Below are 18,075 nucleotides of genomic sequence, written 5' to 3'. Positions count from 1 at the left end.
AAGAGGCTGTCCCAAAAGTCATCATAGATGACTGAGGGGCAACCTCTTTTAGTTTGTCAAACAAAAAGAAACCACTCTTTGGTAAAATGGAAGTACCACCAACCATTACCCAAAAGGAGAGGTTTCTTTTGTACATTCAATATACCATGGATCAACTCTGTTTACCAATGGATTTAGAAGAGGATATCCCCGAAAATCATCTCGTTCGCGTGGTTAACGCCGCCGTAAATCGTCTCGACGACGCTATCTTCGACCCGTCTTACCCTGGAGGCGGACGAGACAGCTACCATCCTAAAATGCTCACCAAAGTTATCATTTACGCCTACACACAGCGCATCTATTCCTCTCGCCAGATCGCCAAAGCTGTCCGCGAAAACATCATGTTTATGTGGATCGCGGGTCGTCAGCGCCCAGACTTCCGTACCATCAACCGATTTCGATCAGAACGAATGAAAAGCACACTGGAGACTGTGTTTACTGCCGTTCTTCAGTTTCTGGCAGAGGAGAACTACATACAGTTGGAGCATTATTTTGTAGACGGCACTAAGATTGAAGCGAATGCCAACCGATATACGTTTGTTTGGGGGAAGGCTATGGTGAAGCATAAAGCCAAGCTTCAGGAGAAAGTCCAGACCCTATTTGAAGCCATTGAGGAAGCGGAGAAGCAAGAAGAAGGAATTCACGAAGGTCGGGATCTTCTCGAGCTGGGTGAGTCCTCTACTATGACCAGTGAGAAGCTGGAGCAAGCAGTCAAGCAATTGGAAGAGCGCCTGCGGGAGAAACCGAAAGACAAGCCGCTCAAGAAGGCGGTGCGCACCCTCCGTAAGGACTTGCTTCCGCGTCTTCAAAAGTACGAAACACAACAAGCAATTTTAGGTACTAGAAACAGCTACAGCAAAACGGACCCTGACGCTACATTTATGCGAATGAAAGAAGACCACATGCGAAATGGTCAACTCAAGCCGGGATACAATGTGCAGATCGGCACCGAAAATCAATTTATTGTCGGTTACAGTTTACACCAGCGCCCGACCGATACGCGCTGCCTCATCCCGCATCTTGAAAAGTTAAAATCGCAGTTAGGAAAGCTCCCGGGCACCGTCATCGCCGATGCGGGCTATGGTGGTGAAGAGAATTATGACTACCTGGAGCAAAATGAAGTCGAAGCCATCGTCAAATACAGCACCTATCACCGCGAAAAGAGTAAGGCATGGCAAAAGGATATTAGTAAAATCGACAATTGGACCTATAACAGCGAACAAGATACATGGACATGCACGGCTGGGCAAACGCTCCATTTCCGGAGAGGGAGTAAGGAGAAAACAGAAAGTGGGTATGAAATCGAATACCGACATTACCGAAGCTCCGGCTGCGAGGGTTGTCCGTTAAAGCCGCAGTGTACACAAGCCCAGGGTGATCGTGAGATCAAAGTTAGTATGAAGTATTTGCGGTTAAAGAGCCAGGCAAGGCAAAAACTCCGCAGTGAAGAAGGTTATGCCTTGGCCGTAAGGCGCATGATCGAGCCGGAACCTGTGTTTGGCGATATGAAGAACAACCGAGGCTTTAAAAGGTTTCTGCTTCGAGGCTTACAAAAAGTAAGTCTGGAGGTCGGCTGGCTTTCCCTTGCCCACAATTTGCTTAAGAAAGCCGCCGTAGACTCCAAAAAAGAAGGAGCTAAGCGAAAACAGCCCGCTTAGCTCCTTCTTTTTTTACAAATATCATCCTATTTTGTTGGAGAGGGTGTTCCAAAGTTTACTTTTGGGACAGCCTCTTTGATTTTGGCGGGTAAACGCCATCCTTCGGAACCTTAACGCATAATGCATAATGCAGCCGTTGCCGGGGGATGGTTTTTTGTAATATTTCCAGTTTGATTTTTTTAATCGTCGCACGAACTTTTTTGTCCGCCTTCCCGTTACAGGTACAGATACGATCCGCGCGGAGTTATCGAATTTGTTTTGGGAAAAGAGGATGTTCATGATAGAAATTAAACACTTATCCAAAAAATACCGGAGAGGCGGCTTGGCCCTGAACGATGTCACGCTGACGCTCCATGAGGGGATGGTGGGCTTGCTCGGCCCGAACGGAGCGGGAAAATCGTCGCTGATGCGGATTCTCGCCACCCTGGTGGAGCCCACCTCCGGCGGGGCGTCGATCAACGGAATCCCGCTGCGCAAAGCGGAAGATATCCGCAAAATCATCGGCTACTTGCCCCAACAGTTTCAGGTCTACCCGCAGTTGACGGGAACCGAGTATCTAGACTACGTGGGGGCGATGAAGGGGATAAATGACCCCAAGCGGCGCAAACGGGAAATCGAGCGCCTGCTGGTGGAGGTCAATCTCCAGGATAAGGCGGGGAAACGGATAAAAACTTACTCCGGCGGGATGAAACGCCGTCTCGGCATCGCCCAGGCTCTGCTCGGATCGCCACAGGTGCTCATCGTCGATGAGCCTACGGCGGGACTTGATCCCGAGGAGCGCGTCCGTTTTCGTAACCTGTTGACGCGGTTCAGTCTGGGGCGGATCGTGCTGCTCTCCACCCACATCGTGGCCGATATCGAGAGCAACTGCCGCCAGATCGCCGTCCTGGACCGCGGGCACGTCAGAATGACCGGCGACTTGTCCGAACTGCAGGAGTATGGCAAGGGCAAGGTGTGGGAGGGAGTCGTCAGCGAGGAGCAATTCGCAAGACTCGACCCGATGTCGATCGTCTCGACACGCCGGACGGAGGATGGACTGCGCTGCCGGATCATCGGCGACGCCTCTCCGGCCGGTTCCGGCGCCGTACAGGTCCGACCTACCCTGGAGGATGGATACCTGGCCCTGCTGCGGACCGGCTCAAAGGAAGGTGCCTACAGCTATGAGTAAGTGGGGGAGGCAATTTGGTTTTGAATTGGCGATGCTCTTTCGCAATCCGTGGCTGCCGGCACTGCCCGTGTTCTTCGCCCTGCTTAACGGGTGGACGCTCAGTCGGGTTTCTCCTGATCAAAATTTGTTTCAGGAAGCCTACAACATGCACGCGTTAATTCAAATCATGACGTTGGGACTGGTTATGTTTCTCGGCATATTGAGTGTCCGCCGGGATATCCGCCGGCCCTCTTATGAATGGAGCGCGGTGCTTCCGGTTTCATACGGAACCAAAGTTTCCGCCAAATATTTGGCCGGTGTACTCTATTGCTCCCTTTTTACGCTCGCGGCCGCGGGCCTATACGCCTGGTTTTCGGGACGTCAAGGCGTGCTTCCGGAAATTACCCGCGAGTATACAACCTTTTTTGCCATGACATATGAGGTGTCCTACCTGGTTACCTTCGCCTTGGCCATGCTGCTGGCGATTGCGATTCCGAACCGGGTCGTCTATCTCATCGGCTTTTGCGCCTGGATGTTCGGCACCTTCTTTACGGATATCTTTCTGATCGATAAAGCCGGCCTCGACCTGTTGCGGACCTTTCATTTGAACCGGCTGTTTATTACGGAGGGAGCGCCGATTGACGCTTGGGGGATTGATGTCCTTGGGAATGAGTTGTTTTATTCCCGTACGTTTGTGCTCTCCTTTACGCTCCTGCTGCTGGCGGTCGGCGTAACGGTGCTGGACCGGATACGCCCGACCAAGCACAAGCTGGCGGTGTGGACGGCCGGAGGACTCGCCCTGCTGCTGGCGGCCGGCGCGTTTGTCCCTTACGGGCTGATCTGGAAAGAGCGGTACGACGGTTACCGGGCGAAGCTGGCCGATCCGGGACTGGAAATGATGGAAGAGGACGCTCCCGAAGGGAAGCAGACGGATATGTTTGCCATCGAAGGCTATGATATTACCCTGAAAAAACGGAAGGGAGATTTTCTGGACCTACAGGCAGTCCTTGATATCCCGGCTGGGGAGTTGAGCGGGCGGAGCGAGATACATCTGACGTTAAACCGGAGCTTTCAGGTCAAGGAGGCCAAGATAAACGGCGAATCCGCCCCTTTCACCCATAATGGCGAGCGGCTGGCGATTCAGCTTCCCGAGGCCGGGGATGCCGCGCTTAAAGTTGAGGTCGCCTACGGCGGAACCCTGTTCGATTATGCACCGGGCTTCCAGGGGCAAGGCTCCGTCTATGCTTTTGCCAAAGGAAAGAGCTTGTTCCTTCCGGGATATATCGCCTGGTATCCGCTGCCCGGTTATCAATCCGTTTACGTAAAGACACGGCACGGCAAAAAAAGTCCTGGCATTGAATTAGGCTCCGTCTTCCAAATGCTGGTTCAGGGAAACACCTCTTTGAAACTGAAGGCGGAAGGCTTCGCATATCCGTTATATACGAGCATTCCGGAAACGAAACGGCAGGAAGGCGCGCAGCTATTTGAGGGACAAATCAGGGATGGGCTAAGCCTGTTTGGCGGGAGTTTTACGGAACTGACCGAACCGGGTTTTCCGGGGAAGGTGGTGACGTCCCCCTATGATCAGCGTTTCGGAAATCTGGTGCTGCAACGCTGGCAGGACATGTACGGGTATTTTACCGGCTGGGTGGACCATTTTAAACCCCGGTTGACTCAACTGCTGTATCTGCCGAGTTACAGTTATATCAGTTACAGCGTGGAGAACCAGGCCTATATTATGCCGAACGCTCTCGATACCGAATATTTGGCCAAGATGGTGATGAATGAAATGCTGCTGGGCAGCCGGCGGGACGAGGATCCCAACCGGAACGTCCAGGAGGATATTCGGCTCCAGCTTCGCGCCTTGATGTGGTATGTTTATCTTCGCGAAGAAGAGGGATTTAGCGCCGAGACTTTAGCGCAAGGCGAAGAGGGGGCCTATCTGATTTACGAGTTATATTCCAATGAGAAGGAGAATGATCCGGATCGCTTGGGATTACGCATGATGAATCAAGTGGCCGAGGCGCTGGATCAGGGGAAATACAAGCAGGTCAAGGAAATACTTAACGTTTTTTACGCGAAAGGGTTGGAAGTTCGCAATTCGAACGATGAAGCCGCAGGCGAAGAGGGTAAAATACCTTATACCGAATGGGAACGGATATGGAAGCGGGTGATGGGCCAATGAAAACGGCTTTGGACCAATTCCGTCGGGGCCTTTCTTTTGACTTCAAGCTGCAAAAGCAGCCTGTAGCCGGACTGGTCGTCTTGATATTTCTGCTGTACTTGATCAGCATTCTGACCGGCGATCCGAACCGGCCAAGAACAGTATATTACTTTTCCGAGATGGGCATGTTTCCCCTCGTTATCATGCTGACCCTCGTGATGTTCCAACGGGAACTCGGAGGAGGGGGGATGGATGTGATAGCCACTTACCCGGTATCCCTTCGCTTGATCGCCTTGCGGAAATGGCTGCTGGCCTTAGTGTACGCCTCCGTATTGAATGTAGGATGGATGCTTGTTTACTTGGCGAAGTTCGGAGAGATCAAGACGTTGATGTATCCCTGGTCCGGGGGAGAAGGGGGCAAGCTGAGCACGGGAATTCCCGCGCTTATGCTGCAGAATTTGCCTGCGTTCATGCTGCTGTCTTCCCTGACCCTGGCCGGGATGGTTATTTTCCGAAAAACTTATGGCGGACTTGTATTCGGGTTTTCTGTCTGGGTTTTAGATACGATCAGCAGTGGCCAACTATTGAAGGGATTCACGCTATATGTCGAGTTTCTTCCCATGGACGGCTCATTTGTGGTCAATCGTCTTGTTCTGCTGGCGGGTGCCGGGGTATTGCTGGGGTTCACGCTATGGCTGATCGGGAAAAGGGACCGCTGGATTGTTGAGGAAGAAGAATAAACGGCAGAAGACGGGATGAAAGAAATATAAATTGAAACGACAAGGAACGGGAGAGGAGGAGAGGCATGATTTCCGATCAACAACTGGCGGAGCGCATGGCCCAAGGGGAACAGGAAGCTTTCGAGCTGCTGGTTACCCGGTATCACGGGCCTCTGCTCAGCTATATTACGCAGCAACTGGGAGACCGGGCGAAAGCGGAGGATTTGGTGCAGGAGACGTTTATAAGGCTGATTCGGCATCTGGAAAGGAACGGGGCGCTGGATCAGCTCCGGCCCTGGCTGTACAAGGTGGCGCTGAATCTGTGCCGGGATTACTGGAGGAGCGCTTCTTTCCGCTCCGAGTATGCGGCGGCCGACGAGATGCCGGAAGATACGGACCCCTCTCCGGGAGCCGAAGAGTTGCTGGAGAGGCAGGAAGCGGTGGAGCAAATCGCCGAATCGCTGGCCTGGCTGCCCGAGGTCCAGCAGAATATCGTACGGATGCGCTTTTTTCACGAACTGAAACTGCAGGAGATTGCGGAGATGCTGGAAATACCGCTAAGCTCGGTCAAATCCCATTTGTACGGAGCGCTGCGCAAGCTGAAGCGGGCGCTGTCCAAATCATCGGAATTTTCCTCCTCCGACTTCGGAAGGCGAATAAAGAAAAAACAAGAAAGCGAGGTGTATCCTCATGAACCCCTCCATTGATCGTGAATTGGCCCAGTTGGAAAAGGAACTGTCCGAGCCGCTGCGCCAAGCCGTCCTACCGCCGCCGTGCCCTTCGGAAACCGCGGCATTGATTGCCTCTCTGCAGCCGGAGTTCGACGTACTGAAAGCCAAAGCGGCTTCTCCTTCGCTGGATTTTAACCCGCAGGTAGAAGCGCCTTCCCTGCGCAAGCTGCTGTGGAGCCAGTTCCGCTTAAACCGTAAATCGCTGATCCTGGCCGGTTCCGCTGTTTTTCTTATGCTGATTTTGCTGATCGATCCGGAGCACCCTTATCGGGTTTTGCTGTTCGGGGATTCTATTCCGAGCGGGTTGTTTCCGGTCATCACACCGCTTATGCTGATCGCTTCGATGCTGTTCAGCTATCGCACCTGGGACCGCGGGATGCGGGCCGTGGAAAGCATTACCCCTTACCCGCCGGCGCTGGTGATCTACAGCAGAATGCTTATGGTGATCGCGCTGATGTTGAGCTGGGCGCTGATCAGCTCGGTGATTGTCGGGCTGCGCGTTTCGTGGGCGGGGGAAGCGTCGCTGCCGTTTATTCCCTTTTTGCTGGAATGGCTCGGGATCTCCATGATGACGGCAGGAGCGGCCATGTACGTGTTGTTTCGCAAAGGCATGAACCTTGCTTGCGGAGCAGCCTCCGCCGCCTATATCCTCTGGTTCGTCCTGGAGGAGTATGCGCGGTCGCATGGATGGACGTTGGACGCTAAAGCCGCGGTGGATGGGCTTATGTTGCTAGTCGGTGTACTATTGCTCCTGCGTTCCTACTACCGCAGCCTGCGAATGAACGGCGGTCCGGACGGGGGAGACCGGGGATGATCATGCTGGAAAATGTACGCCACCCTATGGGGGAGCTGACCCTGGAAATCGGAAAGCTCCGCATTCCCCCGGGGCTGACGCTTCTGGTCGGAGCCAACGGAGCCGGAAAAACAACGCTGCTGGAGCTTCTGGCTACACTGCAATTGCCCCGGAAGGGGGAGATCCTGTACCGCCAGCGGTCCGCCGCCGAAGATCTGCCGCTGCTCAGGAGCCAAATCGGCTATGTGCCGGCCGAGATCGAGCTGTACGAGGAAATGACAGTCTATCGGCTCCTTGTCTATTTGGCGGAACTGAAGGGCGTGTATCAGCGGGAATGGATCGAGGCGCTGCTGTCCGATTTTCGCCTGACTCCTTACCGGAATCAAAAAATCAAAACGCTGTCGCTGGGGACTCGCCGCCGCATCGTTCTGGCTCAAGCCCTCTTGGCCGCGCCTTATTTTCTGTTTCTGGATGAGCCGCTTAATGCGATGGATACGGCCGAGCGGAAAATGGCGATCAGCTACTTGTCCCGTTATGCCGCAGGACGAACCGTCGTCGCCGCCGTCCACGAAATGAATGAATGGGACGAAGCGGCAGACCATGTCATTTGGCTCGACCGGGGAAGGATCGGTTATGAGGGAGGAAGTCGCCGCTGGAACGGAGACTTGCCTTTGGAAGTCTGGGAGGGGCTTGTAACCCGGGAGCAGTTCGAGAACTGCCCCCCGGGGAATTTAATTCACTTCCGTGAGATGGCGGACGGCATTCATGTTCGTCTGATCGGCGGGAGCCGCCTTTTCCCGGGTTTGACTTTGGCGGAGCCGACCCTGGAGGATGCTTACTTCGTCCGCCAGTACGGACGGGACCGCGTGGTGCGTTAAGAACGTACGGCTCACTCCGCGGACGAAGTCGGTTCCCGATACAGTTTAAACAGTACGAAGTACAATCCGACGCTAATTAGGGAAAAGGCCAGAATGAGGCTGAATATTCCCATCGGCGGCACGAAACCAGCCAAAAAAACCGTCACCGGGGCCAAAAACTTACCGATGGTGTTCTGCAAGCTGTCCGCTCCCATATATTGTCCCCTTGCTTCTTCGGGCGCATAGCGGCTTATAAAGCTCAACGTTACCGGCGATCGCACGATTTCCCCAAAGGTAAAGACCAGGGTAGCCAGAAACAGAAACCAGATGTTGGTGCTGAGCCCTAAAGCAAAAGTGCCGAAACCGGCAAGCAGCGAAGAAAGGATGAACACATTCCGGTCCCGCCAATGGCGAAACCATTTGGTTACGGGCAGTATGAACAGTACGAACAGCAGCCCGTTGAAACCAAGCAGCCAGCCGTAAATCTGTTTGCCGGTGAGAAGCAGGGAGCCTTCTTTCCAGGTCAGCAAAGCTTGGGCGGGAACATCGCGAATGACGTAAACGGACATATATAGATCCAACTGCATGATAGGTACCAGCGCGAAAATTCCCGCCAGAATATAAACCAGAAAGATCCGATCCCGAAAAATGACGCCATATTCCTTCCATTGTTGGAACAGGACCCGGGTTATCGAAGCGGGAGCCGATGGAGCCGATGCCCAGCGTTGGGTCCCGGGAGGCTTCGTTTCGTGAACGATGAAAAAAATGGCGGCAAAATACAGCAGCAGCACGGCAGCGCAGGTCCACAACAGCTCCTGTCTGTATTCAAAAAAGAAAATCGCTCCCATTACCGGCCCCAATACGGCGCCGATATTGTTAGCCGTCATAAATGTGGCGAAAATCTGACGGCGGTCGGAATCCGGGACCAGATCGGCGACCATGGCGGTGCTCGCAGGTCTGTAGATCGCGCCGCCGATGCCGATGCCAATAAAGGCGGCATAGTCGACCCAGTGGGAAGGGGAGGCCGCGAACAGGGCAAACATAAGCGTTTGCAGCAGAGCTCCCGCCAGCATCACGGGGCGCCTTCCCAAACGGTCCGTCAGGGCGCCGCCGAGCAGGCTTCCGATCATACTGAATAACGGAGGTATCGACATGAGCAGGCCGGCGGTATGCGTGCCCATCCCCTCTGCAAAATAGACGGTGATAAAGGGGAAATACATCCAAAACAGCATATTGAACAAGCCTTCCCCCATCAACCGGACTTTCAAGTTTAGATCCCATAAACGTATTTGCACCGAATCTCCTCTTTTATAGCTGAAAATTCCCGGCCGGGTATACAAAATATAGAATAAGTCCCGTCCAAAGTATAGACTTATAATTCGTGATGAATTATACTAATATTATGAAAAGCGAATAGCGGTAGCTTTATTTGAAATGTACCATAAATCGAACGTAAGTTCTTAGATGTGAGAGGCGCTTCCAGAGGAAGCGTCTTTTTTTAGCGCTTGGCCCGGTTGTGAACACGGTTATATTATCTCACGTATCCCCTCTTGTATGATGGGAGTTGTCCATAGATTAGGAGGAAAGGGGGACATGAAGGATGGAATACAATATTGGCGAATTCTCGGCTCTGCTCGGGATCACGCGGGACACGTTACGGTTATATGAGAAGCACAATATAGTCCAGCCCAGCAAAGATGAGAAGAACAGCTACCGGTATTTTGATGATTTTGATGCGAGGGATCTTTTGATGAGCCGCTGGTATCGGAGCCTGCAGTTGCCCTTACAAAGCGTGGCGGATATGATGCAGCAGTCGACGTTGGACAGAATTAGGAAGGAAGTGGGCGACAGCCGTCATAGCTTGCAGACTCAGATTCGCAGAAGCACCATGCTCCTGGGAAAGATCGACGAAATTTGCCGGGACCTTGAATCTCTGGAGGCTACGATGAATCAATGCCATATTAAAACGAGACCTGGCATGTACCGTTTAAAGCAAACGAATAAGAACCGCCTGTTGAGAAACGATGCCCTGAAATGGGATGTAACTACCTGGATGGATATGCTTCCGTTTACGTTCTACTCCTTCCGAATCGAGTCGGGAGAGACGGACGCGGACGAGCAGGATGACTGGGATTACAACTGGGGATTAACCTTGATGGAAGACGATGTGCGAAGCTTGGAAGTAACCGTGCCGGAACAAGCGGAATATTTGCCTCCGGCCATCGGCATCTCCGCTTCGATCCGGGTGCATCAGAAAGAGAATATATCGAAATCATCTTTAAGCTTTATGTTCGATTACTTGCGGAATAACGGATATAGTTTGCGGGGCGACATCGTCGGACGGATTATTGTGAATGAAAAACGGGAGAACCAAACCTGGTATTATCTTAAAGTATATATGGCGGTTTGACGCGGAACTATACCGGCGATTTCGCTTGACCTTGGTGCTGCACTAAGGTTTAAACTTCAGGGGTAGCCTGTGGGTGGAGCAACTTTAGTGCACCATTATAAGTGAAAAAAATCACATTATTAGGCTGTTTAAAGATACTCAATCAGAACGAGTAAAAAGAGAGGGAAGAATCAAATGAAACAGGGATGGATGAAAGTCATTTTACTCAGCTGCTGTTTTTTGCTGATTACAGCTGTGCTGGGTGGTTGTCAAGGGGATAAGGTGAATGAAGCCTCCGGCGGATTTAAAGCGGGCAAATATACGGGACAGGCCGAAGGAAAGGACGGAACTATCAAGGTAGAAGTGACCATGGAGCAGGCGGACCGCATCAAGGATATTCAGGTTATCAGTCAAACGGAAACCGCGGGTTTGGGAGATAACGCGATCGAACAGGTCAAAAATCAAATTCTTGAAGGACAGACCCTGTCCGTCGACGCGGTCAGCGGAGCGAGCCTTTCCAGTCAGGCCTTGTTAACCGCGGTTGAAGACGCGGTGAAACAGGCCGGGGGAGATCTGGAGACGCTGAAAGCCGCTAAGATCAAAAAGGCCGGCGAAGGCAAAACGGAAAAACTAGTAGCGGATGTCGTTATAGTCGGTGCCGGAGCCTCAGGGGTGTCGGCGGCCGTAACGGCAGCCGACAAAGGAGCAAAGGTCATCATTCTCGAGAAGACCGGCGTTATTGGCGGGGCGAGCAACCTCTCCTGGGCAGGGAAGTTCTACAACTCCTCGGTCGCTGTGGAAAACGGCGTGAAAGTAAACGTGGAAAAAGAAATCGCCGATTGGATTGTCAATAACCACTGGAGAGTGGATGCGGCGGCGATCCGACAGTACGTCACACAATCCGGTGAAACTTACGACTGGCTGAAGAGCAAAGGCTACGAGACTACGTTTATCAATTTTGCCGGGGAGCAGTTGCATATGCTGCCGGCTTACGAAACCCGGGAGAAGCTGCTGCGTCATATGTTGGCCGAATCCGTAGAACAGCATGGCGGACAAGTCTTGACGGAAACAACGGCCAAAGAACTCATGACCGGGCATCATGGAGAGGTGACCGGCGTTAAAGCGGTAAAAACCGACGGTACCACCTTGGAAATCACAGCAAAAAGCGTAGTGATGGCGACCGGTGGATATGCCGGGAATAAGGAAATGGTCAAGGAGAGCTTCGGTTTTGAAGGCGTCAACGGAGGTTTGGGTCAAAATGTGGGCGAGGGGCTGAAAATGGCCTGGGCAGCCGGAGCGAAGGTTCCGGACAACTTCGGCGGTCAGATGCTTCACCAGACCTTGGCTCGAGCGACGGCGAAGTTGAAGAAAGAATATTCTTCCTTTGAAGCCAGTTATCCGCTGATGGTGTCCTATCTGCCTAATTTCATGAACGTCGGCCCCTCAGGGGCAAGATTCCGGGATGAGGCGGCTACGCTCACTTCCGTAGCGGCTGCCAATACGAGTGCGTTTAACGGACCTTACCATTTGGTGATCGTGTCTAAGTCGCAATTGGACGCCCTTACCTCAAAAGGTATGAAGGGGGTTAAAGCGCCGCAGCTTCCCGGCATGCCGCCGGAGTTCTATGCCGATTTCAAGGATCGGTTTACGCTGGAGCAGCCGTGGGACAACGCGGAGAGTGTGTTTGAATCGATGGTGAAGAACGGGGACGGTTACAAAGGCGAGACGGTTGAAGAACTGGCCCAAAACGCCGGCATGGATGTTGAGGTCTTCAGCGCAGCGTTCAACAACTATGCGGAAGCCACCAAAACGGGGACCGATACGGAATTCGGGAAGACCAAGGAATATCTGTTGCCGATGGGAACGGAAGGTCCTTATTATGCAGTGATCGCCGAGGTCAACAACTTGGGTTCGGTCGGCGGGCTGCTGGTCAACACAAAGTTTCAAGTGCTGAATGACAAGCGGGTACCGGTCAAAGGCTTGTATGCGGTCGGTTTGGAATCCGAGGGCGTATTGTTCAACGATACATACGTGGGCAATGGGGTCGGACTCGGCTATTCCTTTACGTCCGGTCGTCTAGGTGGGGAAAGCGCTGCGGCGGAAGCGTTAGGTCTATAGACCAGCGAGGGCTGAAGGATTTTTATATAAAGTAAAATTGTACGGCGGCAGCCAGCTCCTATTCTCCTCGGAGCTTGATCTGCCGTCGTTTTGATTATGCCGCCAAACAGCAAGCCATAAATCTCTCTGCCAAGGGATAACCGGGGACTATTACGGTGCGTTATTTTAATTCACAGTTTTTTTATCGGATTTCCTATTTTCAAATCACATTTTATGTGAGAGAATAGTGAGCAATATATGATGAACAAACTTCATAAAGCCATTTAAAGGAGGAGTCACCCATGTCAGAAGAACGCCAATTTGCACCGGAAACCCTCGCGATTCATGCGGGTCAGGAAATCGATCCAACCACATATTCCCGCGCGGTTCCGCTTTACCAAACGACTTCCTACGGTTTCCGCGATACCGAACATGCGGCTAACCTGTTCGGCCTCAAGGAGTTCGGCAATATTTATTCGCGGATTATGAATCCGACGAACGATGTGTTTGAGAAACGCGTTGCCGCGCTGGAAGGTGGGGTCGGGGCGCTTTCGACGGCGTCGGGACAAGCGGCGATTACCTTCTCGATTTTGAATATTGCGGGCGCCGGGGATGAAATTGTCTCCTCGTCCACCTTGTATGGCGGGACTTATAATTTGTTCGCCAATACCTTGGCGAAGCTTGGAATAAAAGTGAAGTTTGTGGATGCTTCGAATCCGGAAAACTTCCGCACCGCCATTACGAATAAAACCAAGGCCCTGTTTGCTGAAACCATCGGAAATCCGAAAGGCGACGTGCTCGATATTGAGGCCGTGGCGGCAATTGCCCACGAGAACGGGGTGCCGCTGATCGTCGACAATACGTTCCCGAGCCCGTATCTTCTTCGTCCGATTGACCATGGCGCGGACATCGTCGTTCATTCGGCCACGAAATTTATCGGCGGGCACGGCACGTCCATCGGCGGCATTATCGTGGACGGCGGCAAGTTCGATTGGACCTCGAACGACAAGTTCCCGGGGCTGACGCAGCCGGATCCGAGTTATCACGGGGTCGTGTATACGGAGGCGGTGGGGCCGCTCGCATACATCATCAAGGCCCGCGTTCAATTGCAGCGCGATTTGGGCGCAGCGCTGTCGCCGTTCAACGCCTGGTTGCTGCTGCAAGGCTTGGAGACGCTGCACCTGCGGGTCGAGCGTCACAGCCAGAACGCGCTCAAAGTGGCGCAATACCTGGAGCAGCATGAGCATGTGGAATGGGTCAGCTATGCGGGACTCCCGAGCCATGAATCCTACGAGCTCGCCAAGAAATATCTGCCCAAAGGGCAAGGGGCCATCTTGACCTTCGGCATTAAAGGCGGGGTCGAAGCCGGCCGAAAGCTGATCGAGAACGTGAAGCTGTTCTCGCATCTGGCCAATGTCGGCGATTCCAAGTCGCTGATCATTCATCCGGCCAGCACGACGCATCAGCAGTTGAGCGAGGCGGAGCAGTTGGCGGCGGGGGTTAATCCGGAGCTGATCCGCCTGTCCGTCGGCACGGAATCGATCGACGATATTATTTATGACCTGGAGCAGGCGATTGCCGCAAGCCAGGCCTAATTCCAATCAATAAAGCGAAAGCCACTGTTTTCGGGATCACGGTGATGTCCGTCCCGGGCGGTGGCTTTTTTTGATGGGAGCAAATAGCGGAGTAAATAAATAGTGCAGGTGAAACGAACGGGAGCATAACATCGTTTATGTTGTAGGCGGTGGTATATTAACGGTCCTTCATGATCGTATAGGAGGTTATATTATGAAGAAAGTGGAATGGCTGCTCCCGACTATGGTCGCCGCCGGACTGCTGCTGGCGAGCTGCTCTCCGACGAGCGATCCGGGTAAAGGCGGTGAAAGGGCCGGGGAGAACACATCTTCGTCGAAGAAGGAGAGTGCGCAGCAAGCGGAAGCTCAAAAAGCGAATGCACACGTCAAGCAAGAAGCACAAGGCGGAATGCCGGAGACACCGCCAGCGGCGCAGCAGGACAAATGGACGTCGGGCGATTTCAACGCAAGCCGCAATGCGGACGGAGCGCTAGTCGCGGTACCGGCCGGTCTGAAAGAAGATTACTTCATCGATAACGGAGCTGTTGTTGAGCTGGAGGGAGAGACGCTGGTGATGGCCAACGTGTTTTCCGGGGACGAGGGGGCCGTTAAAGTGATGTTGTCCCGTAAACCCGGCGAAGCCGAGGTAAAGACCGTGTGGAGCGAGACGATAACGGACACGAACAACCGCCGGTATAATGCGTTTATTAGACAGCTGATGGTCAAGCTCGATGAGACGCGGGTACTGTTCCTCGAACCGGAAATTACGAATAACGGCGGCAAGTTTCACCTTTCCGAATTTAATGCCCGAACGGGAAAAGTCACGCGGATCAAAGAAGACTTTTGGCCGCTGTTAAACGACAAGTACGACTATGACTATATGTATCAGTACCGCTGGGATAGCGGGCGGAAGAAGCTGTTTTTGCAGAGCTATCTCGGTTTGGTGAGGGTGTTTGATTTGCAGGGCGGCAAAGATGAGGCTCCCGAGCGATTGTTCCGGGTGATTCCCCACTCTACGACCGGGGTCCCGTCCCTGTTCCCGTCGCCCGACCTGGAACGGTTTGTTCACGACGACGAGAGTGGGAAGGTAACTTTCTATAAGATGGACGGCACCCCGCTGGGGAAAATCAAGCTGCCTGCGGACAAGTACGTCCCGTCCGAGAAGCTGAAATGGAATCCGGCCGGTTCGATTGCCTGGATGGAGTCATCGCCGGAGGGGCAAGGCCGGATCAAGGACATCGATATCGACTATCTGAGCATCGCGCCGCAGCGGATCGATTTCTATGACAAAGACGGAAAGGCTTTGGGATCGATTCGGGCGGAAGCGGGGGACGACCGCGCGCTGGATATCGTAAGCTGGCTCGACGAATCCACCGCGCTCGTCAAATCCTACAAGTTCGTGCCGACAGGTGACGATTCCTACGGAATTGAAGAGAAGGAAGCGACTTACTACGCCTATAATGTTCTTCTAAAGAAGAAAAGACGAAGCCCAGGCGGGACGGAGAAGGAGAAGGCACAGGTGAGCAAGGAGCAGACGAAGGTCATCGTAGGAACGAAAGAAATCGTATTTCCCGAAGATTAGCATCAAGTTCAACTTATATTATTTACAAAATGAGGGGGAGAGTTTAAAATAAACATAAAGTTTCTCTAATGCAAAATTATTGTCCTAATACAAAAATGATTATCGTTCTCAATTACATGCTGCCTTGGGGCCACCCAGGGGCAGCATGTGCCATTTTAAGGGGGTTAACAATAGTTTTCATTCTCAATTAGCCCTCCCCCTGAAGTATCCCAAACAAGGAGGAAATCAAAATGCAAGCTAAAGCCGTTCATAAATCACTGCCTGTTCCGGTCCGGACAATGAATTCCAAAAAGCCGGACCCGCGCCGCCGGGAATCAATTCTGCGGCTGTTTCGCCACCGGGAGATGCTGCTGGCCCTGTGCAGCGGGGCGCTCATGCTGGCGGGCTGGGGAGCCTCGGATTGGTCCTACGAGTTCTCCGTCGTGCTGTATATTGCCGCTTACGGTCTCGGCGGTTTCATCAAAGCGCGCGAAGGAATAGCCACGTTAATCCGCGATAAAGACCTCGATGTCAATCTGCTGATGATCGCCGCGGCGGTGGGAGCGGCTTCCATCGGATATTGGAACGAGGGGGCGATGCTGATTTTTATCTTTGCGCTCAGCGGCGCACTGGAGAGTTTCGCGAGCGAACGCAGCCGCAAGGATATTTCCGCGCTGATCGCACTGAAGCCGGAAACGGCCCTGAAAGTCGAAGGGAGCGGGATAAAAAAGGTGGATGCCGCGGAATTGGCCTCGGGCGATCTGGTGCTGGTCAAGCCGGGGGAAGTCATCCCCGCGGACGGGATTATTCGCAGCGGCGGGTCGGCCGTGAACCAGGCGGCGATCACCGGGGAATCCATTCCGGTCGACAAGTCCGTGGAAGATGAGGTGTATGCGGGCACCTTGAACGGGGAGGGGGCGCTTTATGTCGAAGTCACGCGCCCGGCGGAAAACACCCTGTTCGCCAAAATCATCGCCATGGTGGAGCAGGCGGAACAAGAAACCCCACAAACCCAGCGGTTTATCAAAAAACTGGAGGGGCGCTATGCCAAAGGCGTTGTGGCGGTAACCGCCGCCCTGCTTCTGCTGGCCCCGTTTGTGCTTGGATGGTCCTGGCCGCACACGTTTTATAAGGCGATGGTGTTTTTGGTCGTAGCTTCGCCCTGCGCTTTGGTCTCCTCCGTCATGCCGGCGATGCTGTCCGCCATGTCCCGGAGTGCCCGTAAAGGTGTGTTGTTCAAGGGCGCGGCGTACATGGACCTGCTCGCTGGCGTCAAGGCGGTCGCCTTCGACAAAACCGGCACGCTGACCACAGGAACTCCGGTTGTGACCGCCTTGATCACAGCGGAGGGCTGGGACCGGGGCGTTGTGCTCGCGGCCTGCGCGTCGGCGGAACGGCTGTCGGGCCATCCCCTGGCCCGAGCCATTGTGAACCGGGCGGAGGAAGAGGGGCTGGAGCTTGCGGCCGCGGAGGAGATGAAGGCGCAGCCGGGCTGGGGCATCGAAGCGATGGTCGAGGGCCGGCTATGGCGGATCGGGAAGGCGGACCCAGACGCGGCGGAGCTGCCGGCTTCGCTGCGGACGGAACTCCGGCGGCTGGCCGAAGCGGGGCACACGGTTTCCGTCATCCAGTGCGACGGCAGCTATGCCGGTGTGATCGCGCTTCGCGACGAGATCCGCCAGGAGGCCAAGCGGGCCGTGCAGCAGCTTCGGCAGCTCGGTGTTACGGCGGCGATGCTGACGGGCGACCGCGCCGAAACGGCCCGGGCGGTGGCAGCCGAGGCGGGCATCGACCTGGTCTACGGCGATCTGCTGCCGGAGGAGAAGGTTCGCCATGTCGGGGAGCTTCGCGCCCGGTTCGGGCAGGCGGCGATGGTCGGCGACGGCGTCAATGACGCCCCGGCGCTGGCGGCCTCGACCGTCGGCATCGCGATGGGCGACGGCGGCAGCGGCGCGGCCCTGGAGGTGGCCGACGTCGTGTTGATGAACGGTCACCTGGAACGGGTCGCAGATACGATTTCGCTCGCGGTCCGGGCCAGACGGATCGTGAAGCAGAACCTGGTTTTTGCCGGGGCGGTGATTCTCTTGCTGATTGCCGGCAACTTTGTGCAGGGCATCCCGCTTCCGCTCGGCGTAATCGGGCATGAGGGCAGCACGATTCTTGTCATATTAAACGGGCTGCGCCTGCTCCGGTAACCATCCATAGAGGTCACACGGGCTGCCCCATATGCGATATACAGCATTCGTCTTCATCAGACCTTCATTTAAACTTCACTGAACCCTTCCGGTACGATGATTGACACTCTGGCGGGGATTCCACATAATTAATTTCATAGTTGTAGTATTT

At 54.0% G+C, this 18,075-nt stretch carries 13 protein-coding genes; 12 read left to right on the top strand and 1 reads right to left on the bottom strand.

All coding sequences use genetic code 11. The features are described from left to right. The first annotated feature begins 128 nt into the window (after positions 1–128). The 7 genes from V4U84_RS26170 to V4U84_RS26140 all read left to right on the top strand — a co-directional run bounded on the left by V4U84_RS26170 (position 129) and on the right by V4U84_RS26140 (position 8,129). On the top strand, positions 129–1,697 hold the full coding sequence (locus V4U84_RS26170) for an IS1182 family transposase (RefSeq protein WP_334077428.1): 1,569 nt from the start codon (positions 129–131) through the stop codon (positions 1,695–1,697). A 277-nt stretch (positions 1,698–1,974) separates the two neighbouring features. Beyond that, positions 1,975–2,865, top strand: coding sequence for an ABC transporter ATP-binding protein (locus V4U84_RS26165; RefSeq protein ID WP_334076195.1), 891 nt, complete (start codon positions 1,975–1,977; stop codon positions 2,863–2,865). Then, positions 2,858–5,029, top strand: a complete 2,172-nt coding sequence (locus V4U84_RS26160) for an ABC transporter permease (RefSeq protein WP_334076194.1) — start codon at positions 2,858–2,860, stop codon at positions 5,027–5,029. The genes V4U84_RS26165 and V4U84_RS26160 overlap by 8 nt, the downstream gene beginning before the upstream one ends. Then, the gene (locus tag V4U84_RS26155; RefSeq protein ID WP_334076193.1) at positions 5,026–5,748 is read left to right on the top strand and encodes a hypothetical protein; all 723 of its coding nucleotides are present in this window, start codon (positions 5,026–5,028) and stop codon (positions 5,746–5,748) included. Before V4U84_RS26160 ends, V4U84_RS26155 begins: the two co-directional genes overlap by 4 nt. Positions 5,749–5,813: 65 nt before the next feature. Beyond that, positions 5,814–6,434, top strand: a complete 621-nt coding sequence (locus V4U84_RS26150; RefSeq protein WP_334076192.1) for an RNA polymerase sigma factor — start codon at positions 5,814–5,816, stop codon at positions 6,432–6,434. Continuing rightward, positions 6,418–7,272, top strand: a complete 855-nt coding sequence (locus V4U84_RS26145) for a hypothetical protein (RefSeq protein ID WP_334076191.1) — start codon at positions 6,418–6,420, stop codon at positions 7,270–7,272. Before V4U84_RS26150 ends, V4U84_RS26145 begins: the two co-directional genes overlap by 17 nt. After that, on the top strand, positions 7,269–8,129 hold the full coding sequence (locus V4U84_RS26140) for an ABC transporter ATP-binding protein (RefSeq protein ID WP_334076190.1): 861 nt from the start codon (positions 7,269–7,271) through the stop codon (positions 8,127–8,129). Before V4U84_RS26145 ends, V4U84_RS26140 begins: the two co-directional genes overlap by 4 nt. A gap of 11 nt (positions 8,130–8,140) precedes the next feature. Here V4U84_RS26140 and V4U84_RS26135 read toward each other — a convergent pair whose 3' ends face one another. Then, positions 8,141–9,403, bottom strand: coding sequence for an MDR family MFS transporter (locus V4U84_RS26135; RefSeq protein WP_334076189.1), 1,263 nt, complete (start codon positions 9,401–9,403; stop codon positions 8,141–8,143). Positions 9,404–9,708: 305 nt separating this feature from the next. Here V4U84_RS26135 and V4U84_RS26130 point away from each other — a divergent pair, with 305 nt between their 5' ends. The 5 genes from V4U84_RS26130 (at position 9,709) to V4U84_RS26110 (ending at position 17,924) form a co-directional block, all read left to right on the top strand. Further along, positions 9,709–10,518 (top strand): MerR family transcriptional regulator, encoded by an 810-nt coding sequence (locus tag V4U84_RS26130; RefSeq protein ID WP_334076188.1) that lies wholly within the window; start codon positions 9,709–9,711, stop codon positions 10,516–10,518. A 174-nt stretch (positions 10,519–10,692) separates the two neighbouring features. Next, the gene (locus V4U84_RS26125; protein ID WP_334076187.1) at positions 10,693–12,615 is read left to right on the top strand and encodes an FAD-binding protein; all 1,923 of its coding nucleotides are present in this window, start codon (positions 10,693–10,695) and stop codon (positions 12,613–12,615) included. Positions 12,616–12,896: 281 nt separating this feature from the next. Next, a complete protein-coding gene (locus tag V4U84_RS26120; RefSeq protein ID WP_334078211.1) occupies positions 12,897–14,189 on the top strand; it encodes a homocysteine synthase in 1,293 nt (430 codons plus the stop codon). A 193-nt stretch (positions 14,190–14,382) separates the two neighbouring features. Beyond that, complete coding sequence (locus tag V4U84_RS26115; protein ID WP_334078210.1) at positions 14,383–15,750, top strand: hypothetical protein; 1,368 nt, start codon at positions 14,383–14,385, stop codon at positions 15,748–15,750. Between the two features lie 230 nt (positions 15,751–15,980). Continuing rightward, a complete protein-coding gene (locus tag V4U84_RS26110; RefSeq protein ID WP_416367301.1) occupies positions 15,981–17,924 on the top strand; it encodes a heavy metal translocating P-type ATPase in 1,944 nt (647 codons plus the stop codon). Positions 17,925–18,075: the final 151 nt, after the last annotated feature.

This window comes from Paenibacillus sanfengchensis (genome assembly GCF_036864765.1).
In the GTDB taxonomy this organism is placed as follows: Bacteria; Bacillota; Bacilli; order Paenibacillales; family Paenibacillaceae; genus Fontibacillus; species Fontibacillus sanfengchensis.
This window is presented reverse-complemented; position numbering and strand designations above follow the sequence as displayed.